Source organism: Nostoc sp., from assembly GCF_036919675.1.
Taxonomy (GTDB): Bacteria; Cyanobacteriota; Cyanobacteriia; order Cyanobacteriales; family Nostocaceae; genus Nostoc.
This window is the reverse complement of sequence record NZ_JBALCP010000114.1, coordinates 93,378-114,443: the sequence shown is the minus strand read 5'-3', so window position 1 is coordinate 114,443 and position 21,066 is coordinate 93,378. Positions and strand designations below refer to the sequence as shown.

Genomic DNA, 21,066 nt, shown 5'->3' with positions numbered 1-21,066 from the left:
GAACACTAAATCTGGAATTGTCAGGATTTAGCAGTATGGTTACCACTCTAGTTACTATTCCCGGATACCAAGTTAAGGAACAACTTTATAATGGTTCAAAAACCCTAGTTTATCGTGGTTATCGAGAAACTGACTCTTTACCTGTAGTGATTAAACTGCTGAAAAATTCATATCCAGGTTTCAGCGAATTGGTGCAGTTTCGCAATCAGTATACCATTGTCAAAAATCTCAACTCACCTCTAATCATCCAAACTTATAGCCTAGAACCTTACCAAAATGGCTATGTGTTGGTGATGGAAGACTTCGGGGGAATTTCTCTTAAAGAATGGGGAACCGGGTCAAGTCTACGAAATCTCGCGGAGTTTTTACAGATAGCGATCGCACTGTGTAATACCTTAGATATACTCTATCGTCAGCGGATTATTCATAAAGATATCAAACCCGCCAATATTTTAATTAATCCAGAAACCAGACAAGTTAAAATAATTGACTTTAGTATTGCATCCCTACTACCACGAGAAACCCAAACACTCATCAATCCTAATCTATTAGAAGGGACACTCGCTTATATTTCCCCAGAACAAACAGGCCGAATGAATCGGGGGATTGACTATCGGACTGATTTTTATTCAGTCGGTGTTACTTTTTACGAGTTACTTACAGGTGAGTTACCTTTTCAATCAAACGACCCGATGGAGTTGGTGCATTGTCATATTGCAAAACTTCCACCAAATATGAATAAATCTCACCTGCATAAAGCACCCTTTCCTTACCAAGGAGAGGGTTGCGGTGAGGTTGATTTTCCGATTCCCCAAGTTCTCTGTGACATCGTGATGAAATTGATGGCGAAAAATGCTGAAGACCGCTATCAAAGTGCATTAGGACTGAAATTTGATTTAGAAAATTGTTTAACTCAACTCCAAAAAACTGGTAATATTGAACACTTTGAAATTGCTCAAAGAGATGTGTGCGATCGCTTTGTTATCCCTGATAAACTCTATGGAAGACAAACAGAAGTAGAAATTCTCCTCCAAGCATTTGAGCGAGTTAGCCTGGGTGCAACTGAAATGATCCTGGTAGCTGGTTTTTCGGGTATTGGTAAAACTGCGGTTGTTAACGAAGTTCATAAACCCATTGTTCGTCAACGTGGTTATTTTATCAAAGGGAAATATGACCAATTTGGGCGAAATATCCCCTTCAGTGCATTTGTGCAAGCATTCCGAGATTTAATGGGGCAATTGCTCACAGAAAGCGATACTCAAATCCAGGAATGGAAAAGTAAGCTTTTAAAAGCTGTCGGGGAAAATGGACAGGTAATTATTGAAGTAATTCCGGAATTAAAAAGAATTATTGGTATTCAACCACCAGCACCTGAATTATCAGGAACTGCGGCACAAAATCGCTTTAATTTATTGTTCCAAAAGTTCACCCAAGTCTTTACTATTGCTGAACATCCATTAGTAATATTTTTAGATGATTTGCAATGGGCAGATTCAGCATCATTAAAGTTAATGCAGCTATTAATGACTGATTCAGGGCATCTTTTGATCATTGGTGCATATCGTGATAACGAAGTCAATCCAGTACATCCGTTAATGTTGACCTTGAGTGAAATCGAAAAAGCACTCTTCACGATTAATACGATTACTTTAGCACCACTGAGTCAAGTGCAAGTGAATTACTTAGTTGCTGACACACTAAAGTGTTCAGAAAATTTAGCTCTGCCTCTTTCTTTATTAGTATCTCAGAAAACTCAAGGTAATCCATTTTTCGCTACCCAATTTCTCAAAGCATTGCATCAAGATGAACTGATTGAATTCAGCTTTGATTCAGGCTGTTGGGAATGTGATATTACACGAGTTACTCAGCAAGCGGTGACAGATGATGTTGTTGCTTTTATGGCATTTCAATTGCGAAGACTGCCATCATCAACTCAAAATGTATTGCAGTTAGCTGCTTGTATTGGGAATCAGTTTGATTTAGGAACTTTGACTATTGTTTCGGAAAAATCAGAGATAGAAACAGCAGCTTGTTTGTGGAAAGCCTTACAAGAAGGGTTGATTTTGCCTACTGATAATATTTATAAATTTTATGTTGGGCAAGATAGTCTTGCAGTTACTCAAGAAATTTCTCAGACTGTCACATACAACTTTTTGCACGATCGCGTCCAACAAGCTGCTTATTCTCTGATTCCAGATGAGCAAAAGAAAACAACTCATCATCGGATTGGTCAACAGTTACTGAAGAACACATCTGAGAGTGAACAAGAAGAACGAATTTTTCAGATTGTTAATCAAATCAATATTGCTGTCGAATTAATTGAACAGCCAACAGCACGAGAGGAATTAGCAAAGCTAAATTTAATCGCTGGGCGCAAAGCTAAAAATTCTACTGCTTATAGTGCGGCGGTTAAATACTTTGCAGTTGGGCGCAATCTCTTAACTAGCGATCGCTGGAAAAGTCAGTATAACCTGACACTGACATTGTATGTAGAAGCAACTGAGGCAGCCTATCTTAATACCGATATAGATGAGATGGAACAGCTTGCTGAAATGGTACTACAACAGGCAAAAACAGCATTGGATACGGTCAAAGTGTATGGTGTGAGAATTAATGCGTACACATCACAGGGTCAGCTACTCAAAGCTATTAACACTGGATTGATGATATTAAAGCAATTTGAGATCGATCTCCCTGAATCACCAGATTTAGAAGATGTTGCACGGATCAGTCAACAAACACAAGCTCTTTTAGGTACTAAGAAACCTACGGATCTGCTAAATCTGCCAGAGATGACGAACCCTCAAATTTTGGCAGTGATGCAAATTTTCAATGAAATATTAGTCCCTGCTTATTTGACAAAACCAAATCTCAATTCATTGATAATCATGACACAGATGAATCTATCAATGATTTATGGAAATGGACCTATTTCTGCATTAGGCTACTCTAGCTACGGATTATTTCTTTGTGCTGTTGCTGGTGATATTAAGCAGGGCTATGAATTTGGTCAATTGGCGTTGAATTTATTATCTAAATTCAAAGAAAAAAAAATTGAAGCAAGAGTGTTATTTGTAACCTCTACTTTTATAGTTCATTGGAAAGTTCATGTCAGAGAAACCTTAAAGCTGCTGCAAAATGCTTACTCCAGTGGTTGGGAAAGTGGAAATTTAATGACCTTGGGCTACGCAGCTTATGCTTACGGCTTCCATGCCTATTTCATGGGTTATGAGTTATCCGAGCTAGAACAAGAAATGACAGCCTATAGTAAGGTATTGTCACAAATTAATCAGCAAACGCAGCTCAACTACAATGAACTTTATCGACAGTCAATTGTCAACTTGCTAGGTCAAACGGCAAGCCCATCTCTGTTGCTTGGTGAAGCAGACAAAGAACAGGAACTTTTAGCACGATATCAGCAGACAGATGACAAAACAGGATTATGGCATTTCTTTTTGAACAAGTTAATTCTGTGTTATTTTTTTCAACAGTTTGAGGCAGCGCTTGAGTATATCGAACAGGCAAAACATTATGTATCTGCGGGAAAAGGAATGTTTAATATTCCTGTATTCTATTTTTATGCCTCTCTGACTTGGTTAACTATCTTGCCTAAGTATCCTAAATCTAAGCAAGAAAATATCCTGCAACAAGTCGCAGCTAATCACAAAAAGATGCAGGAATGGACAAGTTATAACCCGACGAATCATCTACACAAATTTTATCTAGTAGAGGCAGAACGACATCGAGTTCTTGATGAATATTTAGAAGCAATGAAAAATTATGACCTGGCGATTTCTCTTGCTAAAGAAAACGGCTACATCCAAGAAGAAGGACTGAGCAATGAACTCGCAGCCAAATTCTACCTCGACTGGGGTAAAGAAAAAGTCGCTCAAGCATATATGCAAGAAGCATACTACTGCTATGCTCGCTGGGGTGCGAAAGCCAAAACCGATGACTTAACAAAATGCTATCCCAAACTGTTGCAACCCATCCTGCAACAGCAAATAATTAACTTCAACCCTCTAGAAACTATTGGCTTTTCTGGGCCTTTTTCATCTACTCACGCTTCTAGCACTAGTAGCACCAATATTTCCAATATTCTAGATTTTACCTCTGTCCTCAAAGCCTCTCAAGCTATCTCCAGTTCTCTGGAAATAGATCAACTCATTACCAGTCTCACCCGCATTATCCTAGAAAACTCTGGCGCAAAAAAATCTGCACTAATTCTTCCTCAAGGAAATATTTGGCAAGTTAAGGCAATTACCTTTATTAATCATGGATCAAATTCTCATATTGAAATACAAACTATTCTTAATTCACAACCACTAGATACTTGTCAAGATATTCCCACAACAATTATCAATTATGTCAAAAATACCCAACAAACAGTTGTGATCGATAACTTGCAAACAGATATTCCTGGTGTAATTGGGGAATATATGTACCGAACAAAACCCCAGAGTGTATTATGTACCCCGATTATTAATCAAGGACATTTGGTAGGTATTATTTACTTAGAAAATAAACTGACTCCAGGAGTGTTTACCAGCGATCGCCTTAGCGTTATTAATCTCCTTTCTTCCCAAGCAGCAATATCTCTAGAAAATGCTCAACTTTATCAACAAGCTCAACAAGCATTACAAGACTTACAACAAGCCCAATTACAAGTTGTCCAAAGTGAGAAAATGTCTGCATTGGGTAATTTAGTTGCCGGGGTAGCTCATGAAATGAATAATCCTTTGGGCTTCATTTCTGCCAGCCTTCAACAAGCTAAACCCAGCCTTGCAGATATTGTTGAACACTTGAAACTCTATCAATCAAGTCTCCCTAATCCCGATGATCAAATTATCGACCATGCCAAAGAAATAGACTTGGATTATAGCTTAGAAGACTTACCCAAGATTATTGATTCAATGGTGATGGCGTGCGATCGCCTCAAAAATATCAGCACCAGTCTCCGCACTTTTTCCCGTGCGGATAAAGATTACAAAGTGCCGTTTAATATCCACGAAGGTATCGACAGTACGATTTTAATTCTCAAACATCGCCTGAAAGCAAACGAACAACGTCCAGCAATTGAAGTGATAACTGATTATGGGAATTTGCCCCAGGTTGAATGTTTTCCTGGGCAATTAAATCAGGTATTTATGAATCTTCTAGCAAATGCCATTGATGCGCTGGATGAATCAAATGCGGGACGAAGCTTTAAGGAAATTAAGGTCAATCCCAACCGAATTATAATTAAAAGCTCTCAGGAAAATGAAGGTATAAAAATTGCTATTATTGATAATGGCAAGGGGATGAATGAATCAGTCAAACAAAAGATTTTTGACCACTTATTTACTACAAAAGGTGTGGGCAAAGGGACGGGATTAGGATTAGCGATCGCTCGTCAAATCATTGAAGAAACCCACAATGGCAAATTGACTTTTAACTCTGTTTTAGGTCAGGGTACAGAATTTTTAATTGAAATGAAGTTCTAAAAAAATTAAACAGGTAAATCAGCAGCACTCTGGATGTTTTCTAATATTAAGTCAGGGCTAGTACGTTTAATCAAGCCAGTTAGGACTTTACCAGGCCCAATTTCGACTACTCGCTGGATACCGTTGGCTGGTAATTGCAGAGAAATTTCTCGCCATCTTACAGAACCAGTCATTTGTTTATTCAGGCGTTGCTTTAAAATCTCGGCATCAATAGACGGAATTGGTTCTACATTAGACAACACTGGCACAATAGCTGGCTGAAATTCCACAGATTCTATAATGTCTTGGAATTGGGCAGATGCTGGTGCTATTAAATGTGAGTGAAATGCTCCAGAAACTTTTAGGGGAATAGCACGCTTTGCTTTTACTTGAGTCATCACCGCTTGTACAGCCTCAGTTGTGCCTGAAATTACCACCTGAGTCGAACTATTATCATTTGCCAGCACTACATCAGGCGTTTGGGCAATGACTTTTTCTAACTGTTCGCGGTCAAAGTTCATCAAAGCCGCCATCATCCCACCGACGGCATTATCCATAAGTTCTGCACGACGCTTTACTAGATATAAACCAGCAGACCACTCAAAGACACCCGCTATGTAAAGGGCAGTATATTCTCCCAAACTGTGTCCAGCAACTAAGTCTGGGTGGTGTCCTCGTTCTCGAAGAAGGTCAGCAAGAATGCTTTCCACCACATAAAGAATTGGCTGGGTATATAGCGTCTGTGATAACTTCTCTTCTTGAGTTTGACAGATTTCTGTTACAGACCAGCCCAAAATTGCCTCAGCCTGAGCAAATTTGTCTTTAGCGGCGGGTATATCTAATAAGTCCATTCCCATTCCCAGCGCTTGGGAACCTTGTCCGGGAAACACCCATGCAGTTTTTATCATTGGTCATTAGTCTGTGGTCATTGGTCATTAACAAAGGACAAAATATTCACCGAATTTTATATTTTAAATTTTGGATAATGGAATTGAATAATTCAAAAGCGTTCGACTAAGCGCTCACACCGTTCGCGTAGCGTTCCGCAGGAAAGTTCAAAATTTAAAAAGGTCTGAGAGCAAGCGAATTTAAATGCGATAACAAATTTAAAATCTAAAATTCTTGAGCGTTCGCGCAGCGTCCCGTAGGGAAAAAAGAGCATTCATGCATGGAATCAATCTAAAATCTAAAATCTAAAATTGAGTCACCTTCCCCATTGAAAAATTGCCGCACCCCAGGTAAGACCGGCACCAAAGCCGGATGCAGCAACGATGTCATTGGGTTTAATTTTACCTTGCCGCACTGCTTCATCCAAAGCTAAGGGAATGGAAGCAGCAGAGGTATTGCCGTACTCGGCGAGATTACTTATAACTTTATGTTCTGGGACATTTAGGCGTTGGGCAACGGCATCGATAATCCGCTGATTGGCTTGATGCAACAGCAGCCAATCTATTTGGTCAACACTGAGGTTGGCTTGAAACAAGGCTTTGTCAATGATTTCTGGCACTTTTTGGACAGCAAAGCGGTAGACTTCTTTACCATTCATAGTAATGGGTTGGTAAGTGCCTTTAGTGACATTTACACCTGAGAGTAGTTCTTGGGAAGCGCCTGCATAGGCAAGGTTGAGGTGATGGTTTTGAGTGCCATCACTTTTAAGTGCAAATCCCAATAAGCGATCGCTTTTGTTAGCTTGCAATACTACTGCCCCTGCACCATCACCGAACAATACACAAGTGCTCCGATCTTGCCAATCTACCCAGCGAGAGAGGATATCTGCCCCGATCAAAAGTACATTTCGGTAAACGCCTGTTCTAATATATTGGGCTGCTGTAACCAGACCAAACACAAAGCCGGAACAGGCAGCGGTCAAGTCAAAGGCTACTGCGTTGGTGGCTCCTAATTGAGCCTGTACTTGACAAGCACTACCAAACAAATCATCAGGTGTGGAAGTGGCTAGTAGAATCAGGTCTAGGTCTTCTGGTTTAATTCCCGAAGCTGCGATCGCCTGATTGCTGGCGGCAGTAGCGAGTATACTCAAGGACTCAGATGGCTGCGCTAATCGCCGTTGACGAATTCCCGTTCTTGTGGTAATCCATTCGTCTGATGTTTCAACTACTTCACTCAATGTCTGGTTGTGTAGGGAAGTTGCTGGCACTGCCGAGCCGCTTCCGGTAATTGCTACGCCTAAATTTTGCACTCCTAATCTCCCGAGCTATCAGCTTTTTGCCTTTTTTCCTTGTCTTTTGTCCTTTGTCCTGGCAAATGACAAATGACAAACGGCTCATGACTTATAACTGAATCGCTAACCGCTCTCGCGCTCTAGGATATATTGGGACTGAATTCGTTGTAGCACCTGGTTGTCAACAGCTTCTTTTGCCATCCGAATTGCATTAAAAATTGAAGGAGCTTGTGAGCTACCGTGACCGATAAAACAGACTCCTGCCACGCCTAACAGCAAAGCGCCGCCGTGTTCTGCGTGATCCATCCGCTGCTTTACCCGCTTCAGGTTGGGTTTTAAGAGTGCTGAACCAATTTGACCGTGCAATCCTTGGGGTAATTCTTCCCGCAGAATTTGCAAAATCACTTCTCCGACGGCTTCGGCAAATTTTAACAATACATTACCGACAAAGCCATCACAGACAATTACATCAAAGCGACCGGAAAGCACATCACGCCCTTCGGCATTGCCAATAAAATTAATTTGGGAATTTTCGCGGAGCATTTGGTGGGCGCGGACGGCTGCATCATTGCCCTTAGAGTCTTCTTCACCGATATTCAACAAACCCACTTTAGGTTCGCTTGTACCTAAGACATATTGACTGTAAGCCGAACCCATGACACCAAACTGCTCTAAAAACTTGGGACGGCTATCTACATTCGCGCCGACATCAAGTACCAACACTGGCTTCCCAGCAATAATCGTAGGAAAAACTGTCCCTATGGCTGGGCGATCAATTCCCGGCAATCGTCCTAAGCGGAGCAAAGCTGATGCCATAGCTGCCCCAGAGTGACCGGCAGAAAACACGGCATCTGCCTGCTGCTGCTTGACTAAATCCATCGCCACATTGATCGAAGCCTTGCGTTTGCGTCTAACTGCATTTAAAGGCTCCTCATCCATAGCGATCGCTTCCTCAGCAGTCACGATCTCTACCTGCCCTAAATTCGTTTTTGGCGGCAAGGCAGCTTCTATTTGTTGGGGATCACCAACTAGTAATACATCTACACCCAATTCTTCCCGTGCTCGCAGTGCGCCAGCAACAATTTCACCGGGTGCGTGATCCCCTCCCATTGCGTCAATTGCGATCCTTACACGAGTCGATCCCATTGCTCAGAGCTTTTAGAAACCTTATAAATTTTACCAGATGGCTTTGCCGAAAAAGCTTAACTTTCTGACCGCCAAATTATTTCTGTTACTATTGCAACAATTTTTGCTGGCAAGCTCAAGATAGCACGAATTGTTTGTGACTGGGCATTGGGCAATTCAATTTTGGATAATGGAATTGATGATTTTAGATTAAATTTCAATTCTTTAATCCAAAATCCAAAATCGTTCAACTGAGCGTAGCCGAAGCCTAAAATCTAAAATTCTTACTCCCCACTCCCTAATACCCAGTCAACTAGCGTCCGAACGCCGTAGCCAGTTGCCCCCGCTCCGTTGTAGCCATTTTCTTTATCTGTCCACACTGGACCGGCAATATCTAAGTGCGCCCAAGGGGTTTCTTTGACGAATTGCTTGAGGAAAAGGGCAGCGGTAATTGCACCACCCGGACGCGGGCCTGTATTCTTCATGTCCGCGATACCAGACTTTAACCCTTCAAAATATTTTTCTTCCATTGGCATCCGCCAAATCTTTTCGCCTGAAGTTTCGGCAGCTTTCTCGATTTGGGAAGCTACAGCATCATCGGGAGTGTACAAACCAGCAATATCCTCACCCAAGGCAACGACGTTGGCACCAGTCAGGGTGGCTAAATCCACGATCGCATCTAATCCCAATTTGTCCGCATACACCAAGGCATCTGCTAGGGTCAAACGTCCTTCAGCATCGGTGTTGTTCACTTCGATTGTTTTGCCGTTTGATGCTGTGAGAATGTCTCCAGGGTGCATGGCGTGACCGCTAATCATGTTTTCAGCCACCGCCGAGATAAAGTGAACCTCAACATCTGGCTTAATTTGAGCAATTGCTTTTGCCGCGCCCAAGGTAGCAGCTGCACCGCCCATATCCATTTTCATGGTTTCGATGCCGCTACCAGCACCTTTAATGTTGAGTCCCCCGGAATCGAAGGTTACACCTTTGCCAATAATTGCTAGCTTCTTTTTGGGTGTACCTTCTGGTTTATAAGTTAAGTGAATGAATTTAGGTGGCAACTCGGAACCTTGCGATACTCCCAAAAATGCACCCATGCCTAACTTTTCACAGTCTTCTCGTTCCAGAATTTCCACTTGTAAACCGTGATCGTTAGCGATCGCTTGAGCAGTTTCTGCCAAAGTAAGCGGTGTTACTGCATTGGCTGGCGCTGCTACTAACTGCCGTGCCAAATTTACCCCGGAAACAATTTGATTGGCGCGGGTGATCGCTGCTTCTTGTCCACCAAAACCTAGTAAATCTACGGTTTCAATTTGTGATCCATTTTCTTCTGGTTCTGATTTAAAGCGAATATCTTGATAAAGCGCCAATTCAATGCCTTCTGCGATCGCTTGGACGCTGGCTGCTGGATCGTTATTCCATAATGGAAAACTAAATCCTAGAATTTTGCTTTTTTGCTTTTTTCCTACCCTGGCTACAGCAGCAGCAGCGCGGCGCAGAGTATCTAGTTGTAGTGCATCTGGTTTTCCTAAACCTACCAAAATCAATTTCCGCACTGGGCTACCAGGATTCACACGGCTAAAGATGGTACTGTTGGCTTTACCTTTAAATTCTTCTTCAGCAATCAGTTCTTTTAAGACGCCGGAAAACTTTTGATCTAAAGTAGCTAGTTCTCCGGTTAACTCTACTGCATCTTCAAATAATCCAATTGCCAAACTATCGCCTGCCCACTCTAGCAAAGGCTTATCACTAAGTTGAATTGTCATTTTGGTTGGGATTTTGTGTAAATATTCCTTCTTGTACCAGTATTGCTCAAAATTCTTGTTTCATGGTGAGGGGAATGGGCATTGAGCTTTGGGCATGGGACATTGGGGATTGGGCACTTGTACTGAGCGTTCGCGTAGCGTCTCGTAGAGAAGCCGAAGTATTGTGCAGGGGTCAGTAGCTATAATTTAGCGAGTTAGTATAAATAGCAATCGTGAATGAGGCTTTGATACTCGTTAATTTACCTCAGAACTCCGTTAACGAGGCTTTGATACTCGTTAATCCACCTCAGAACTCCGTTAACGAGTCTTTGATACTCTTCAATCCACCTCAGAACTCCGTTAACGAGTCTTTGATACTCTTCAATCCACCTCAGAACTCCGTTAACGAGTCTTTGATACTCTTCAATCCACCTCAGAACTCTGTTAACGAGTCTTTGATACTCGTTAATCCACCTCAGAACTCCGTTAACAAGTCTTTGATACTCGTTAATCCACCTCAGAACTCCGTTAACGAGTCTTTGATACTCGTTAATGAAGCTACTAGGAACTTCACTCTTTTACCTCCTCTGCCCCATGCACAATACAACTCTTGGAGAGGCTGCGCCAACGGCTTCTTTACGAGACGCTCTTGCGTTCGCTCAGTACAAGTGCCCTATGCCCCAATTCCATTTGTGTCAATGTCAAATTTCTTAGCGATCGCTGTGATTATATGTTGCTCAATTGGTGTAATCTGATTGTCAAGCTGGGCAATTTTGTAACACTGAGCCAACAAGGGTATGGCAAAATCACGATTTAGCTGATTGAGCAGTATATCTAAAGACTTAAGTGATTTGATATTTTGGGCAATGGTATCCAACGAGTTATGACTGAGGTTTAGAGCTTGTAATTCTGGCAAAATTTCTTTCCAAGTCTTTTCTGGATGACTAGCCAGGATCATGTGAACTAATATTTGATCCATGACGGCTTCTTGAGCGATCGCACTTTGGAGATACTTTTCACTTTCAGCTTTTAATGTTGCCAATGTCTGTGGTGATTGCAGTGAAGTTGATTCATCCAGCTTGGCTTCGTAAAATCGACAAGCAGCATAGCCCAATGAATAGATCATCGTGGCATTTGAACTAGCCGCGATCGCTGCACCCGCCAACGGCACATTTCGCAGCAAGCCTAATCCCGCAGCTTTCAACAGACGACTTCCACCCAAAGCTAAACCAAAAATTGCCAAAATTTCACCTTTACGGGCAGGATTTTTTAAATCTAGCCCGTAGACAGATGCAATTTGATAAAGCATTTCTGACTGCAATTTGGTTGTCGCTGTTAAATCAATTGCCAACAATGCCACTGCTATTCCTGGCAAAATACTAGTGGCTAGTCCAACTGTGCCTGCTTGAGTTGCTTTTTCCACCATAATTCGGTGAGCAATCTGGCTGGGTGATTCATTTGGATACTGTTTCTTAAGCTTGTTTACCGCAACTTCTGCTTTTTCCAAATCAACAAGATTAGTATCACTAATTAGCCAATTTAGATTTAACACTCCAGATAGTTTTCTAATCAGCCAATTTTCACTGAGACGATTCACAACCTCACCGCTGGTTTGAGTTGTTTGCTCAATTAACTTGTGTGTTTCTTTCGCCGTTGCTTCTCCCACCCCTACTGCTGTGTCTAAAACTGCTTTGCCAGTTTCAGCAACAGTTTTAACAAAAGACTCTAATATAGACGGTTCATTTTCTACTGATGATTGAGTCTGGATTTTTACTTGTGAAGTTTCTCTGGGTAAATTAACTAATTTATTCGCCTCTGTTTCTTGGGGTTTGTCTGCCATTGCTTGATACCATCCTGTAAAGCCTCTCTCTTTAAACTTGTAGCGAAGTATGAGCGGCTTGACATCTCCCAACAAGTACAAGTTGCCAGAGCCAATAGGAATTATTTTGAGACTTAACTATAGAACCCATTTGGGATCTTTTCTAAACATATAAGGGTTACAAGAAGGCTGTTTTAAACAACCTAGTAACCAGGGGGTGGGAAATCATAGAGCAATTGCTGCAAAAGTATGAAATCCGGCTTTGCACAAGACTTGCAGACGGAAAAATAGATCCCAAATGGTTTCTATAGATGTGCCAAGAGTGACAAAACAATTAAAAATAGAAAATTATAAATTAAAAATGGAAAATTACTTAGAAACTAAAGTTTGTGGTTGTTGCCACTTTAAAAAAGAATTGCTCCGAGACGCGCAGCGCGAGAGCTAGTTGACGATCTTCCTGGGCAAATTCAGTGTGTTGTGAACCGCTTGAATTTATGTTTAGCGCACTTTTTACCTTTTAATACCTATATCAGCATTAGTTTATAAAAAGTTGTTAGCCTTGAGAATGTCATAGAGATTAATATCTTCCTCTAACAAACAAGCGTGTCCGCAATTGGGCAACACCACAATTTTAGTATTTGGTAAGATGTTCGCGATCCGCTTCACTTCAGTTACAGAAGGCAAAAGGCGATCGCTAGCACCGGCAATCAACAAAACTGGTTGAGTTAAGCGACTTAACTGCTCGTCATCAACATCAAACTCTCGCAGTAAGGACAACCGCCAATGAACCGTTTCTGAGGGGATAGAACGCATCGTTTTCAGCAGCTCATGGCGATCGCTCTGAGAAATGCGTGGCAAAGATGCTAGAAACGGCAACAACCCCAGTGCGCCAACATCATACAATCCTGATGGCACCAAGTAAGTAAGTTGGGATGCCCAATTCAACCAAGGGCGAAGATGAAAGGACGAAGCTGGGTTAATTAGGATAATTCGCTTAAATAACTCTGGTGCTTGGATCGCCACTTTTATCGCCAAGCAACCACCAAAGGACTCACCACACAAGTAAACTGGCCTATGAGAGCTTTTTTCTAATTCAGCGTCGATCAAGTCCAATACACTTTTAGTTAGCACATCCCAAGTGTTCAGGTCTTTCCGTGGGAGCGCCAAACAACGGACATCAAAGCCCGTTTCTAATCCAGCGGTTTGCGATCGCAATAATTGACCTGTTCCATCCATTCCTGGCAAATATACCAACAGCGGATACTCTGGCTGTACTCGTTCAGGAGTCAGGAAACAAGGGTTTAGCTCAACTTCTCTTATAGTCATTGGTCATTAGTCAATGGTAGATAACTTTCGGACTGCTAATTGTTGGTTATAAAAGTTTCGGTGCTTTTGATTCTAATAGCAACCTTGACGCAGTAAATTGCTAATTTCGCCGTGACAGTGTTCTGTCAATTCAGCCACAACAGTTCTGGCTTGTTTCCCATGATATTTTTTCTGCTGTTGGGGCGTAATCCAATAAGGGCGACCGATTAACACAGCAACCCGACGATAAATTACCAGAGGATGCCAACCAGCTTGGTTAAATAAAGGTTCTGAAGGGTCAAATACACTCAAAAGCCTTAAGGGGAACCCATTCGTGTTTACCTCTTCTAAGGAGGCGATCGCGATCGGTAAAATAGCTAGATCCTGCACATCTGCTCGCAATGCTAAATGGGCAAATCCGCGCTGAAATTCACCCATTTGGTTTGGCTGAGTAAATTTCACCATTGGTTCAGTTCCTTCTGGAAATACTCCCACCATCTGCCTGGACTGCAACAGCATCTGTGATTGCGAAAAAAAGCTTTGCTGGCGGTTTTGAGTTTCCTCCAAAGGAAAGCACCCGAATTGTCCGATGACAATCTCCCGCATTACTGGCACTTGTCCCATGTAGTGATGGCAAGCAAAGCGAATCGGACTCGATAATGCCGCCATTAAAATCAGTGCATCCATAAAGCTGCGGTGATTGCTGACTACCAGTACGCTGGCATCCTGGGGAATGCGATCCTCGTAATAACGAAACATTTGCGTTGAGAGTGCTGCCATCAAAGCGTGAGAAATTTCCAGGGGGCTATTTAGACTCATACCTAATCGATATATTTTTCCGGTAAAGATGGCAGTTTATCTTAATTTAATTTTTACATTTCTTTACTATTGCCATGACTGTCTTAAGATAGAAATGTCTAATCCACAAACCCAGCTAGATTTTCTGCGCTTGGGATTCTGTATTCCTGAACACAATAATATCTAATAGAAAGTATTTAAAAAAATTATGATTAGTTAATTTCCAGATTTTAGGTATAAATTAGCTGAATTGATGGATATTACAAAACAATTATTGACCAAAGAAATTTGCTACTATAAAAATAGTATGGAAAAAATAGAAATAATATTGTATAATTTCGTGGTTTTGCCGATAGAAGTAAGATGAAAAACGTTTTAATAAGTTGATTTTTATTTTGCATGAATCTAGTGAATAAAACAGAAAAGACATTTGCACTGACAACACCGCTATATTATGTAAACGATGTTCCTCATATAGGCAGTGCTTATACAACGATCGCAGCAGATGTAATCGCGCGATTTCAGAGGCTGCTGGGGTATAAGGTATTACTGATTACAGGTACAGATGAACATGGACAAAAAATCCAGCGATCGGCAGAGAGTTTAGGCAAAGCACCACAAGATTTTTGCGATGAAATTGTCCCTAGTTTCATCAGTTTGTGGAAGTTACTAGACATTCAATACGATCGCTTTAGTCGAACTACTGCGGCTGGTCATGAAGCGATCGTTAAAGAATTCTTTGAGCGAGTATGGAAATCTGGTGATATCTACCAGGGACAACAAAAAGGCTGGTACTGCGTATCCTGCGAAGAATTCAAAGAAGAACGGGATCTGCTAGAAGGACACCGTTGCGCGATTCATACTAACAAAGAAGTCGAGTGGCGAGACGAGCAAAACTATTTTTTTCGCTTATCCAAATATCAAACTAAGCTGACAGAATTTTATCAATCTAGACCGGATTTTATTCAACCAGAAAGTCGGCGGAATGAAGTCCTCAGCTTTGTAAATCAAGGGCTGCAAGACTTTTCCATTTCCCGGGTGAATCTAGATTGGGGTTTTCCGGTACCAGTTGATCCCAAACACACCCTTTATGTCTGGTTTGACGCGCTGCTAGGTTATGTCACAGCATTACTAGAACCAGATGCAGAACCGACTTTAGCAAATGCTTTAGAAACATGGTGGCCAATCGACCTGCACCTAATTGGTAAGGATATTCTGCGCTTCCATGCAGTTTATTGGCCCGCAATGTTGTTGTCGGCTGGCTTACCCTTGCCGGGGCGAGTATTTGGGCATGGCTTTTTGACTAAAGATGGTCAAAAAATGGGCAAAAGTCTGGGTAACACCCTTGATCCTGTGGCGTTAGTTCAGCGCTATGGTAGTGATGCCGTTCGTTATTACTTCCTTAAGGAAATCGAATTTGGCAAGGATGGAGATTTTAATGAAGTAAGGTTCATTAATGTTCTGAATGCAGATTTGGCGAATGATTTAGGTAATTTGCTCAATCGCACCTTGAGCATGGTGAAGAAATACTGCGCTGACAATAATGTCCCATCAATCGGCAATGAAGGAATTCCTGACGAAAATCCTTTGAAAAAAATTGGTTTACGTCTAGGGGAACAGGTGAAACAAGCCTATGAGGAGCTAGCTTTCAGTCAAGCCTGTGTGGCCATACTTTCACTGGCGCAAGCCAGTAATAAGTTTATTGATGAACAAGCTCCTTGGTCATTATATAAACAGGGACAGCAGGAGTCTGTGGAAAAAGTTCTGTACGCAGTTCTAGAATCAGTTAGACTAGCAGCTTATCTCCTATCCCCAATTATTCCGAACATCAGTAGCGATATTTATCAGCAGCTGGGCTTTGGAATAAACTTTAATGATCAAATACAAAGTTCAGTTACCGCTCCCTTTGCCACCCATGCTACATGGGGAATACTATCGAGTAAACAACAGTTGGGTACACCCCAACCAGTTTTTAAGCGAATAGAATCCCCAAAAAACGATTAGCCCTTATCAAACTCTGATTTTGTTCAATTTCTTATTCTCTCAAAAAATTTATCGGGGCTTAACTTATATTAGCCCCGGAACATTATCATAAGCCGCTGTGACTAGCATCTAAAAGTTCGTAAGTATCAAAAATAACAAGGATAAAAATCGAGGTATGAGAACGATGTTGAATAATTTGGAAAACGATTCAATATTTACGCCAGAACAAGTTTTGGAGAATCGGGGCAGGGTCGCCATATTTATTGATGGCTCAAATCTATTTTACGCTGCACTGCAACTAGGGATTGAAATCGATTACACAAAGCTATTGTATCGATTAACAGGAGGTTCTAGACTCCTGCGTTCTTTTTTCTACACTGGTGTAGACCGAACAAACGAGAAGCAACAGGGGTTTCTGCTGTGGATGCGTCGCAATGGCTATCGAGTCATTGCTAAGGATTTGGTCCAGCTACCAGATGGCTCTAAAAAAGCTAACCTGGATGTAGAAATAGCAGTAGACATGATGGCGTTAGTAGATTCTTATGATACCGCAGTTTTAGTCAGCGGTGATGGGGATTTAGCATATGCGGTCAATTCAGTGAGCTATCGCGGCGTGCGAGTAGAAGTGGTGAGTTTGCGTTCGATGACCAGCGACAGCTTAATTAATGTAAGCGATCGCTACATTGATTTAGAAGCCATCAAAGAGGATATTCAAAAAACCCCTCGCCAAAGCTATCCATACCGGCCGTTATCTGGTATCGGTTTTTTGGAAGACCCCAGAACTAGTGATGGACACCTAGAAATCCAAGAATAATGGCGCATCAATTTCATAAAAGGGGGAGAGAGGGGGTAAGAAAAATTCAAAATTACTCCTCCACTCCCTCCTTCCTGCTTTTTCCTTTGACTTTTTTCTTGGTATTTGGTTTAGTTGCCTGCGGGGGTAAATCCCCCCTAACTTCTCAACAAAATACTGCGGCTTCATCTAACCAAGATAGCAATTTAACCTTCTTTGATGTCACCTTAGAACAAGCAGATGAAGTGGGACGACCGATTTGGAAAGTTAGGGCTAAACGGGCAAAATACACCAAAGAAAAACAAATTGGTCAGGCTGAAAGTCCTTATGGTGAACTATATCAAGATGGCAAAGTAGTTTATCAAATTAAGGCAGATGTAGCAGATATTGAACAAGATGGGAAGCAGTTGTTTCTTAAAGGTAAGATATTTGCCATAGATCCTAGTAATGGGATTGTGTTGCAAGGTAATGAATTAGAATGGCGTCCCAAAGAAGATTTGTTGATTGTCCGCAAGCAGATTAATGGTAATCATAAACAACTACAAGCAGTGGCGCAGGAAGCGCGAGTTAAAACCCGCGAACAGCGCATGGAATTTTCTGGAGGGGTAGTGGCAAATTCCACTGATCCCCAGATGCAAGTAAGAACCGAGCATTTGATCTGGAATATTAAAGAAGAAAAACTGATTGGCGATCGCCCGTTACAAATTGACCGCTACAAAGATAATAAAATTAGCGATCGCGGCAAGGGAAATTCTGCCGAAGTCAACTTAAAAACAAAAATTGCCACTATTCAACAGAATGCTCAATTAGAATTACTAGACCCACCAATGCAAATAGCTAGTAACTCTATGACCTGGAACATGAACGCAGAAACTGTCACCACAAACTCGCCCACGCGAATGTTCCAGCGGGCCGAAAATGTTACAGTGACAGCCAATCAAGGTGAAATGAAAATACCCCAAAAAACCGTTTATTTAACAGGTAACGTCAACGCCGTTGGTCAGCGTCGCCAGTCTCTGAGATCCAATACACTAACTTGGTATCTAGACAATAAGTTAGTCGAAGCTCAGGGAAATGTGATTTATCGGCAAGTTGACCCGCCGTTAAATTTTGCGGGTGAAACAGCCGTTGGTAATCTGCAAACAGAAAATATTGTTGTCAAAGGTGGCAGTTCTAGCGGTAGGGTAGTAACGGAGATTATTCCCCAAGAAAGAGCCAATCGTTAGTAGTAAAGTTAGGGGGAATGGGGCCCACCCTGACCCATAAATTTTGGGTTGGTCGAGTACTAGGCTAGGATCTTAAGTACTACAAGTCTTTTAATAACCCATGAATGGATCAAAGCGATTAGGTAAGGAATTCTTGCCAACATCCCAGCAAGCAGAACATTCCCACGATCACGATACAGACCACGAACATACAAATCATGCTCATAGGACTGGAGAGTCGGCTCATTCTCATGTCCATAGCGAAGAGTCTTTACGGCGAATTGTCAATCGATTATCGCGGATAGAAGGACATGTTCGCGGTATTAAGACAATGGTGCAGCAAAGTAGCCCTTGTCCTGATGTTCTACTGCAAATTGCCGCAGTGCGCGGCGCATTGGATCGAGTAGCGCGAATTGTTTTGGATGAACATTTAACTGAGTGTATCGGTAGAGCCGCACAAGAGGGTAATATTGACGTTGAAATTAAACAGTTAAAAGCTGCTTTAGATCGATTTTTGCCTTAAAAATCAGAAAAATCAAAAATTATCGCGATTAACACAAGTATCTCCCAGTCATAGCTGATAGTTTGGGCGGTTCCAAAGCAGTTTCAGGGCGGTAACTAGACCCTCAAATTTGTAGTAAGCGCTTACTACGAACCTTGTGCATAAGCCATAAAATAATCCGGTGTGCGATCGCACTTAATTTCTACTGTAGACGAGCGATCGGGCTAACATAATTTATGCGCCAACTTCCTAAAATATGATTCTCAAAAATTATCAATTTCATTATTCTTTAATTGGCACTCTAGATAAACCACTAATTATTTTTTTGCATGGCTTCATGGGTAACATTGATGAATTTGATGAAGCCATAAAATTACTATTTGACGAATTTTCCTATTTAACGATTGACCTTCCTGGACACGGAAAAACTCAAGTTTTGGGCGGGGATAATTACTATACAATGACAAATACTGCCCATGCCTTAATCAACTTGCTGGATGAGTTAAAAATTGCCAAATGTTTTTTAGTTGGTTATTCAATGGGTGGAAGATTGGGTTTATACCTCACCCTACATTTTCCCGAACGTTTCTTAAAAGTTGTCCTAGAGTCAGCTTCCCCAGGTTTATCAGCAGAAGCAGAACGATTAGAACGCATTAAACTTGATACGCAAATAGGTAGAAAATTAGCAAGAAGTGTTGCCAGAACTGATTTTGCTGCTTTTCTATCAAATTGGTACAATCAGACGATTTTTGGTAATCTAAAAAATCATCCAGAATACGATCGCATGATAGAAACTCGGTTGCAGAACAATCCCAAGGAATTAGATAAATCACTGTGCTTTATGGGGACTGGCTGCCAACCATCTTCATGGGAAAAGCTACAAAATAATAAAATATCTATGCTTTTACTAGTCGGTGAATATGATGAAAAATTTATATCTATTAATACAGAAATGGCTAAAATAAGTGAAGTTGCCCAGCTAAAAATAATTAGTAATGCTGGACATAATATTCACTTTGAAAATACCTTGGCATTTGTAGAAAATATCAAATATTTTTTGTCCCCAGCAAGTTAAAAATTAGGATAACTTCACTGCTTCTTTACTGCCCTGCTAGAAGGAGTTGGAGATGGTGTCAATTTCGGGGCTGTTGGTTGTTTAGCTGCGGTTAATTCCTCTTGCAACATTTTCTGATAAACCTTAGGCAAAGAGCTACTAACAAAATTAGTTTCTATACCATATCCTAGACTTGTCCAAGTGGGAGAAAGTCGCCGCAAAACATCATTTAACTTTCCCTGACGCAATAGTTGAGAAATATCAGTTCCCCAAACTTTAGAATCACTTAACCAACGGTAAACTACTATATCTTGATATTCTGCTTCAAAACTATAAGTAGTCCAAAACATCATCTGCATCGGCTTTGGGTGATAACGGGGAGCTAAACGATACCAAGTAATGTTGATAATTTGATATCTGCCAGCAGCCGTAGAACAATTACCTGTGTTGGGACTTGTGACAATTGTGACGCATATTTCAGGATGTCGGCTAAGGTCGTTGACTTGTTGTCCACCGTATAACAGCGAATAGGGACGGTTGCCACTTGCTTCACTCGCTGATATGGTTCGCATTAAAGCGCGGATATAGGGATCGCCCTGTTTCATGACCAAAGGCGGCTGTTTAACTCCAAAGATGGGATCGGAAGGCGATCGCAAGTCTCCAATATACCATTGCAACAAATACACAAAGCCAAGAAGCGCGGCTATTGGCCCAATAAGTTTTTCAACACCTTTGAATTCAAAGCCTTTCAGAGTCCGACTCCTTCAAATTCGCTCTCTTTGCTAACAAAAATCATCGACGAACTCATTCTGACAAAGTTCACACCTGATTGTTAGTTATTATTCCCGATTTGCTCATTTTTTTAGAAATTAGGAAAAAAGGGCATAAATAAGTATAGCAAGCGATATACTCCCAACAATGCCGATTAAGAATAAGCTCAATCGCTTCTTGTTGCATCCTACTTCCGCCAAAAAATCGCTTCTTCGCTCAAATCGTGCGATTTTCGAGTCGCACTTCCAAAAATGTTACTTATATATGGTTAAACATAAATTCATAAAAATTTAGTTAATCACGCTATAGTCGCGTCCTAAGCGAG

The 21,066-nt window shown here is 41.4% G+C and carries 14 protein-coding genes; 6 read left to right on the top strand and 8 right to left on the bottom strand.

Going from position 1 to position 21,066, the window contains the following annotated elements; genetic code table 11:
* Window positions 1-35: 35 nt before the first annotated feature.
* The gene (locus tag V7K49_RS25595) at window positions 36-5,483 is read left to right on the top strand and encodes an ATP-binding sensor histidine kinase (protein WP_335208150.1); all 5,448 of its coding nucleotides are present in this window, start codon (window positions 36-38) and stop codon (window positions 5,481-5,483) included.
* Window positions 5,484-5,488: 5 nt separating this feature from the next.
* On the opposite strand, the gene fabD is transcribed toward V7K49_RS25595, so the two are convergent.
* The 7 genes from fabD to V7K49_RS25560 all read right to left on the bottom strand — a co-directional run bounded on the left by fabD (window position 5,489) and on the right by V7K49_RS25560 (window position 14,454).
* The gene (fabD, locus tag V7K49_RS25590) at window positions 5,489-6,370 is read right to left on the bottom strand and encodes an ACP S-malonyltransferase (protein WP_334868269.1); all 882 of its coding nucleotides are present in this window, start codon (window positions 6,368-6,370) and stop codon (window positions 5,489-5,491) included.
* 296 nt (window positions 6,371-6,666) lie between these two features.
* Window positions 6,667-7,659 carry a beta-ketoacyl-ACP synthase III gene (locus V7K49_RS25585; protein WP_335208149.1) on the bottom strand — a complete coding sequence of 331 codons (993 nt, stop codon included), beginning with the start codon at window positions 7,657-7,659 and terminating at the stop codon, window positions 6,667-6,669.
* A 105-nt stretch (window positions 7,660-7,764) separates the two neighbouring features.
* Window positions 7,765-8,787: a phosphate acyltransferase PlsX gene (plsX, locus tag V7K49_RS25580; protein WP_335208148.1), complete on the bottom strand. Its 1,023-nt coding sequence runs from the start codon at window positions 8,785-8,787 to the stop codon at window positions 7,765-7,767.
* Window positions 8,788-9,050: 263 nt separating this feature from the next.
* Complete coding sequence (locus V7K49_RS25575; protein WP_335208147.1) at window positions 9,051-10,532, bottom strand: leucyl aminopeptidase; 1,482 nt, start codon at window positions 10,530-10,532, stop codon at window positions 9,051-9,053.
* Window positions 10,533-11,184: 652 nt separating this feature from the next.
* Window positions 11,185-12,351, bottom strand: a complete 1,167-nt coding sequence (locus tag V7K49_RS25570; protein ID WP_335208146.1) for a YcjF family protein — start codon at window positions 12,349-12,351, stop codon at window positions 11,185-11,187.
* 519 nt (window positions 12,352-12,870) lie between these two features.
* Window positions 12,871-13,656 carry an alpha/beta fold hydrolase gene (locus V7K49_RS25565; protein ID WP_335208145.1) on the bottom strand — a complete coding sequence of 262 codons (786 nt, stop codon included), beginning with the start codon at window positions 13,654-13,656 and terminating at the stop codon, window positions 12,871-12,873.
* Window positions 13,657-13,728: 72 nt separating this feature from the next.
* The gene (locus V7K49_RS25560) at window positions 13,729-14,454 is read right to left on the bottom strand and encodes a lysophospholipid acyltransferase family protein (RefSeq protein WP_335208144.1); all 726 of its coding nucleotides are present in this window, start codon (window positions 14,452-14,454) and stop codon (window positions 13,729-13,731) included.
* Between the two features lie 378 nt (window positions 14,455-14,832).
* Here V7K49_RS25560 and metG point away from each other — a divergent pair, with 378 nt between their 5' ends.
* The 5 genes from metG (at window position 14,833) to menH (ending at window position 19,991) form a co-directional block, all read left to right on the top strand.
* The gene (metG, locus tag V7K49_RS25555) at window positions 14,833-16,437 is read left to right on the top strand and encodes a methionine--tRNA ligase (protein ID WP_335208143.1); all 1,605 of its coding nucleotides are present in this window, start codon (window positions 14,833-14,835) and stop codon (window positions 16,435-16,437) included.
* A 163-nt stretch (window positions 16,438-16,600) separates the two neighbouring features.
* Complete coding sequence (locus V7K49_RS25550) at window positions 16,601-17,230, top strand: LabA-like NYN domain-containing protein (RefSeq protein ID WP_273769709.1); 630 nt, start codon at window positions 16,601-16,603, stop codon at window positions 17,228-17,230.
* Window positions 17,230-18,435 carry an LPS export ABC transporter periplasmic protein LptC gene (gene lptC, locus V7K49_RS25545; RefSeq protein ID WP_334868285.1) on the top strand — a complete coding sequence of 402 codons (1,206 nt, stop codon included), beginning with the start codon at window positions 17,230-17,232 and terminating at the stop codon, window positions 18,433-18,435. The genes V7K49_RS25550 and lptC overlap by 1 nt, the downstream gene beginning before the upstream one ends.
* A 100-nt stretch (window positions 18,436-18,535) precedes the next feature.
* Window positions 18,536-18,937, top strand: a complete 402-nt coding sequence (locus V7K49_RS25540; protein ID WP_334868287.1) for a metal-sensitive transcriptional regulator — start codon at window positions 18,536-18,538, stop codon at window positions 18,935-18,937.
* Between the two features lie 235 nt (window positions 18,938-19,172).
* Window positions 19,173-19,991, top strand: coding sequence for a 2-succinyl-6-hydroxy-2,4-cyclohexadiene-1-carboxylate synthase (menH, locus tag V7K49_RS25535; RefSeq protein WP_335208142.1), 819 nt, complete (start codon window positions 19,173-19,175; stop codon window positions 19,989-19,991).
* A gap of 14 nt (window positions 19,992-20,005) precedes the next feature.
* Here the strand turns inward: menH and V7K49_RS25530 are convergent, their stop codons facing one another.
* Window positions 20,006-20,656 carry a glycoside hydrolase family 24 protein gene (locus tag V7K49_RS25530; RefSeq protein ID WP_335208141.1) on the bottom strand — a complete coding sequence of 217 codons (651 nt, stop codon included), beginning with the start codon at window positions 20,654-20,656 and terminating at the stop codon, window positions 20,006-20,008.
* Window positions 20,657-21,066: the final 410 nt, after the last annotated feature.

What these genes read in the sequence shown, in the direction of transcription:
- metG (WP_335208143.1), top strand. Translation starts at nt 14,833, where the DNA reads ATGAATCTAGTGAATAAAACAGAAAAGACATTTGCACTGACAACACCG.
- V7K49_RS25540 (WP_334868287.1), top strand. Translation starts at nt 18,536, where the DNA reads ATGAATGGATCAAAGCGATTAGGTAAGGAATTCTTGCCAACATCCCAG.
- V7K49_RS25570 (WP_335208146.1), bottom strand. Translation starts at nt 12,351, where the DNA reads ATGGCAGACAAACCCCAAGAAACAGAGGCGAATAAATTAGTTAATTTA.
- V7K49_RS25550 (WP_273769709.1), top strand. Translation starts at nt 16,601, where the DNA reads ATGTTGAATAATTTGGAAAACGATTCAATATTTACGCCAGAACAAGTT.
- V7K49_RS25560 (WP_335208144.1), bottom strand. Translation starts at nt 14,454, where the DNA reads ATGAGTCTAAATAGCCCCCTGGAAATTTCTCACGCTTTGATGGCAGCA.
- plsX (WP_335208148.1), bottom strand. Translation starts at nt 8,787, where the DNA reads ATGGGATCGACTCGTGTAAGGATCGCAATTGACGCAATGGGAGGGGAT.
- V7K49_RS25565 (WP_335208145.1), bottom strand. Translation starts at nt 13,656, where the DNA reads ATGACTATAAGAGAAGTTGAGCTAAACCCTTGTTTCCTGACTCCTGAA.
- menH (WP_335208142.1), top strand. Translation starts at nt 19,173, where the DNA reads ATGATTCTCAAAAATTATCAATTTCATTATTCTTTAATTGGCACTCTA.
- lptC (WP_334868285.1), top strand. Translation starts at nt 17,230, where the DNA reads ATGGCGCATCAATTTCATAAAAGGGGGAGAGAGGGGGTAAGAAAAATT.
- V7K49_RS25575 (WP_335208147.1), bottom strand. Translation starts at nt 10,532, where the DNA reads ATGACAATTCAACTTAGTGATAAGCCTTTGCTAGAGTGGGCAGGCGAT.
- fabD (WP_334868269.1), bottom strand. Translation starts at nt 6,370, where the DNA reads ATGATAAAAACTGCATGGGTGTTTCCCGGACAAGGTTCCCAAGCGCTG.
- V7K49_RS25595 (WP_335208150.1), top strand. Translation starts at nt 36, where the DNA reads ATGGTTACCACTCTAGTTACTATTCCCGGATACCAAGTTAAGGAACAA.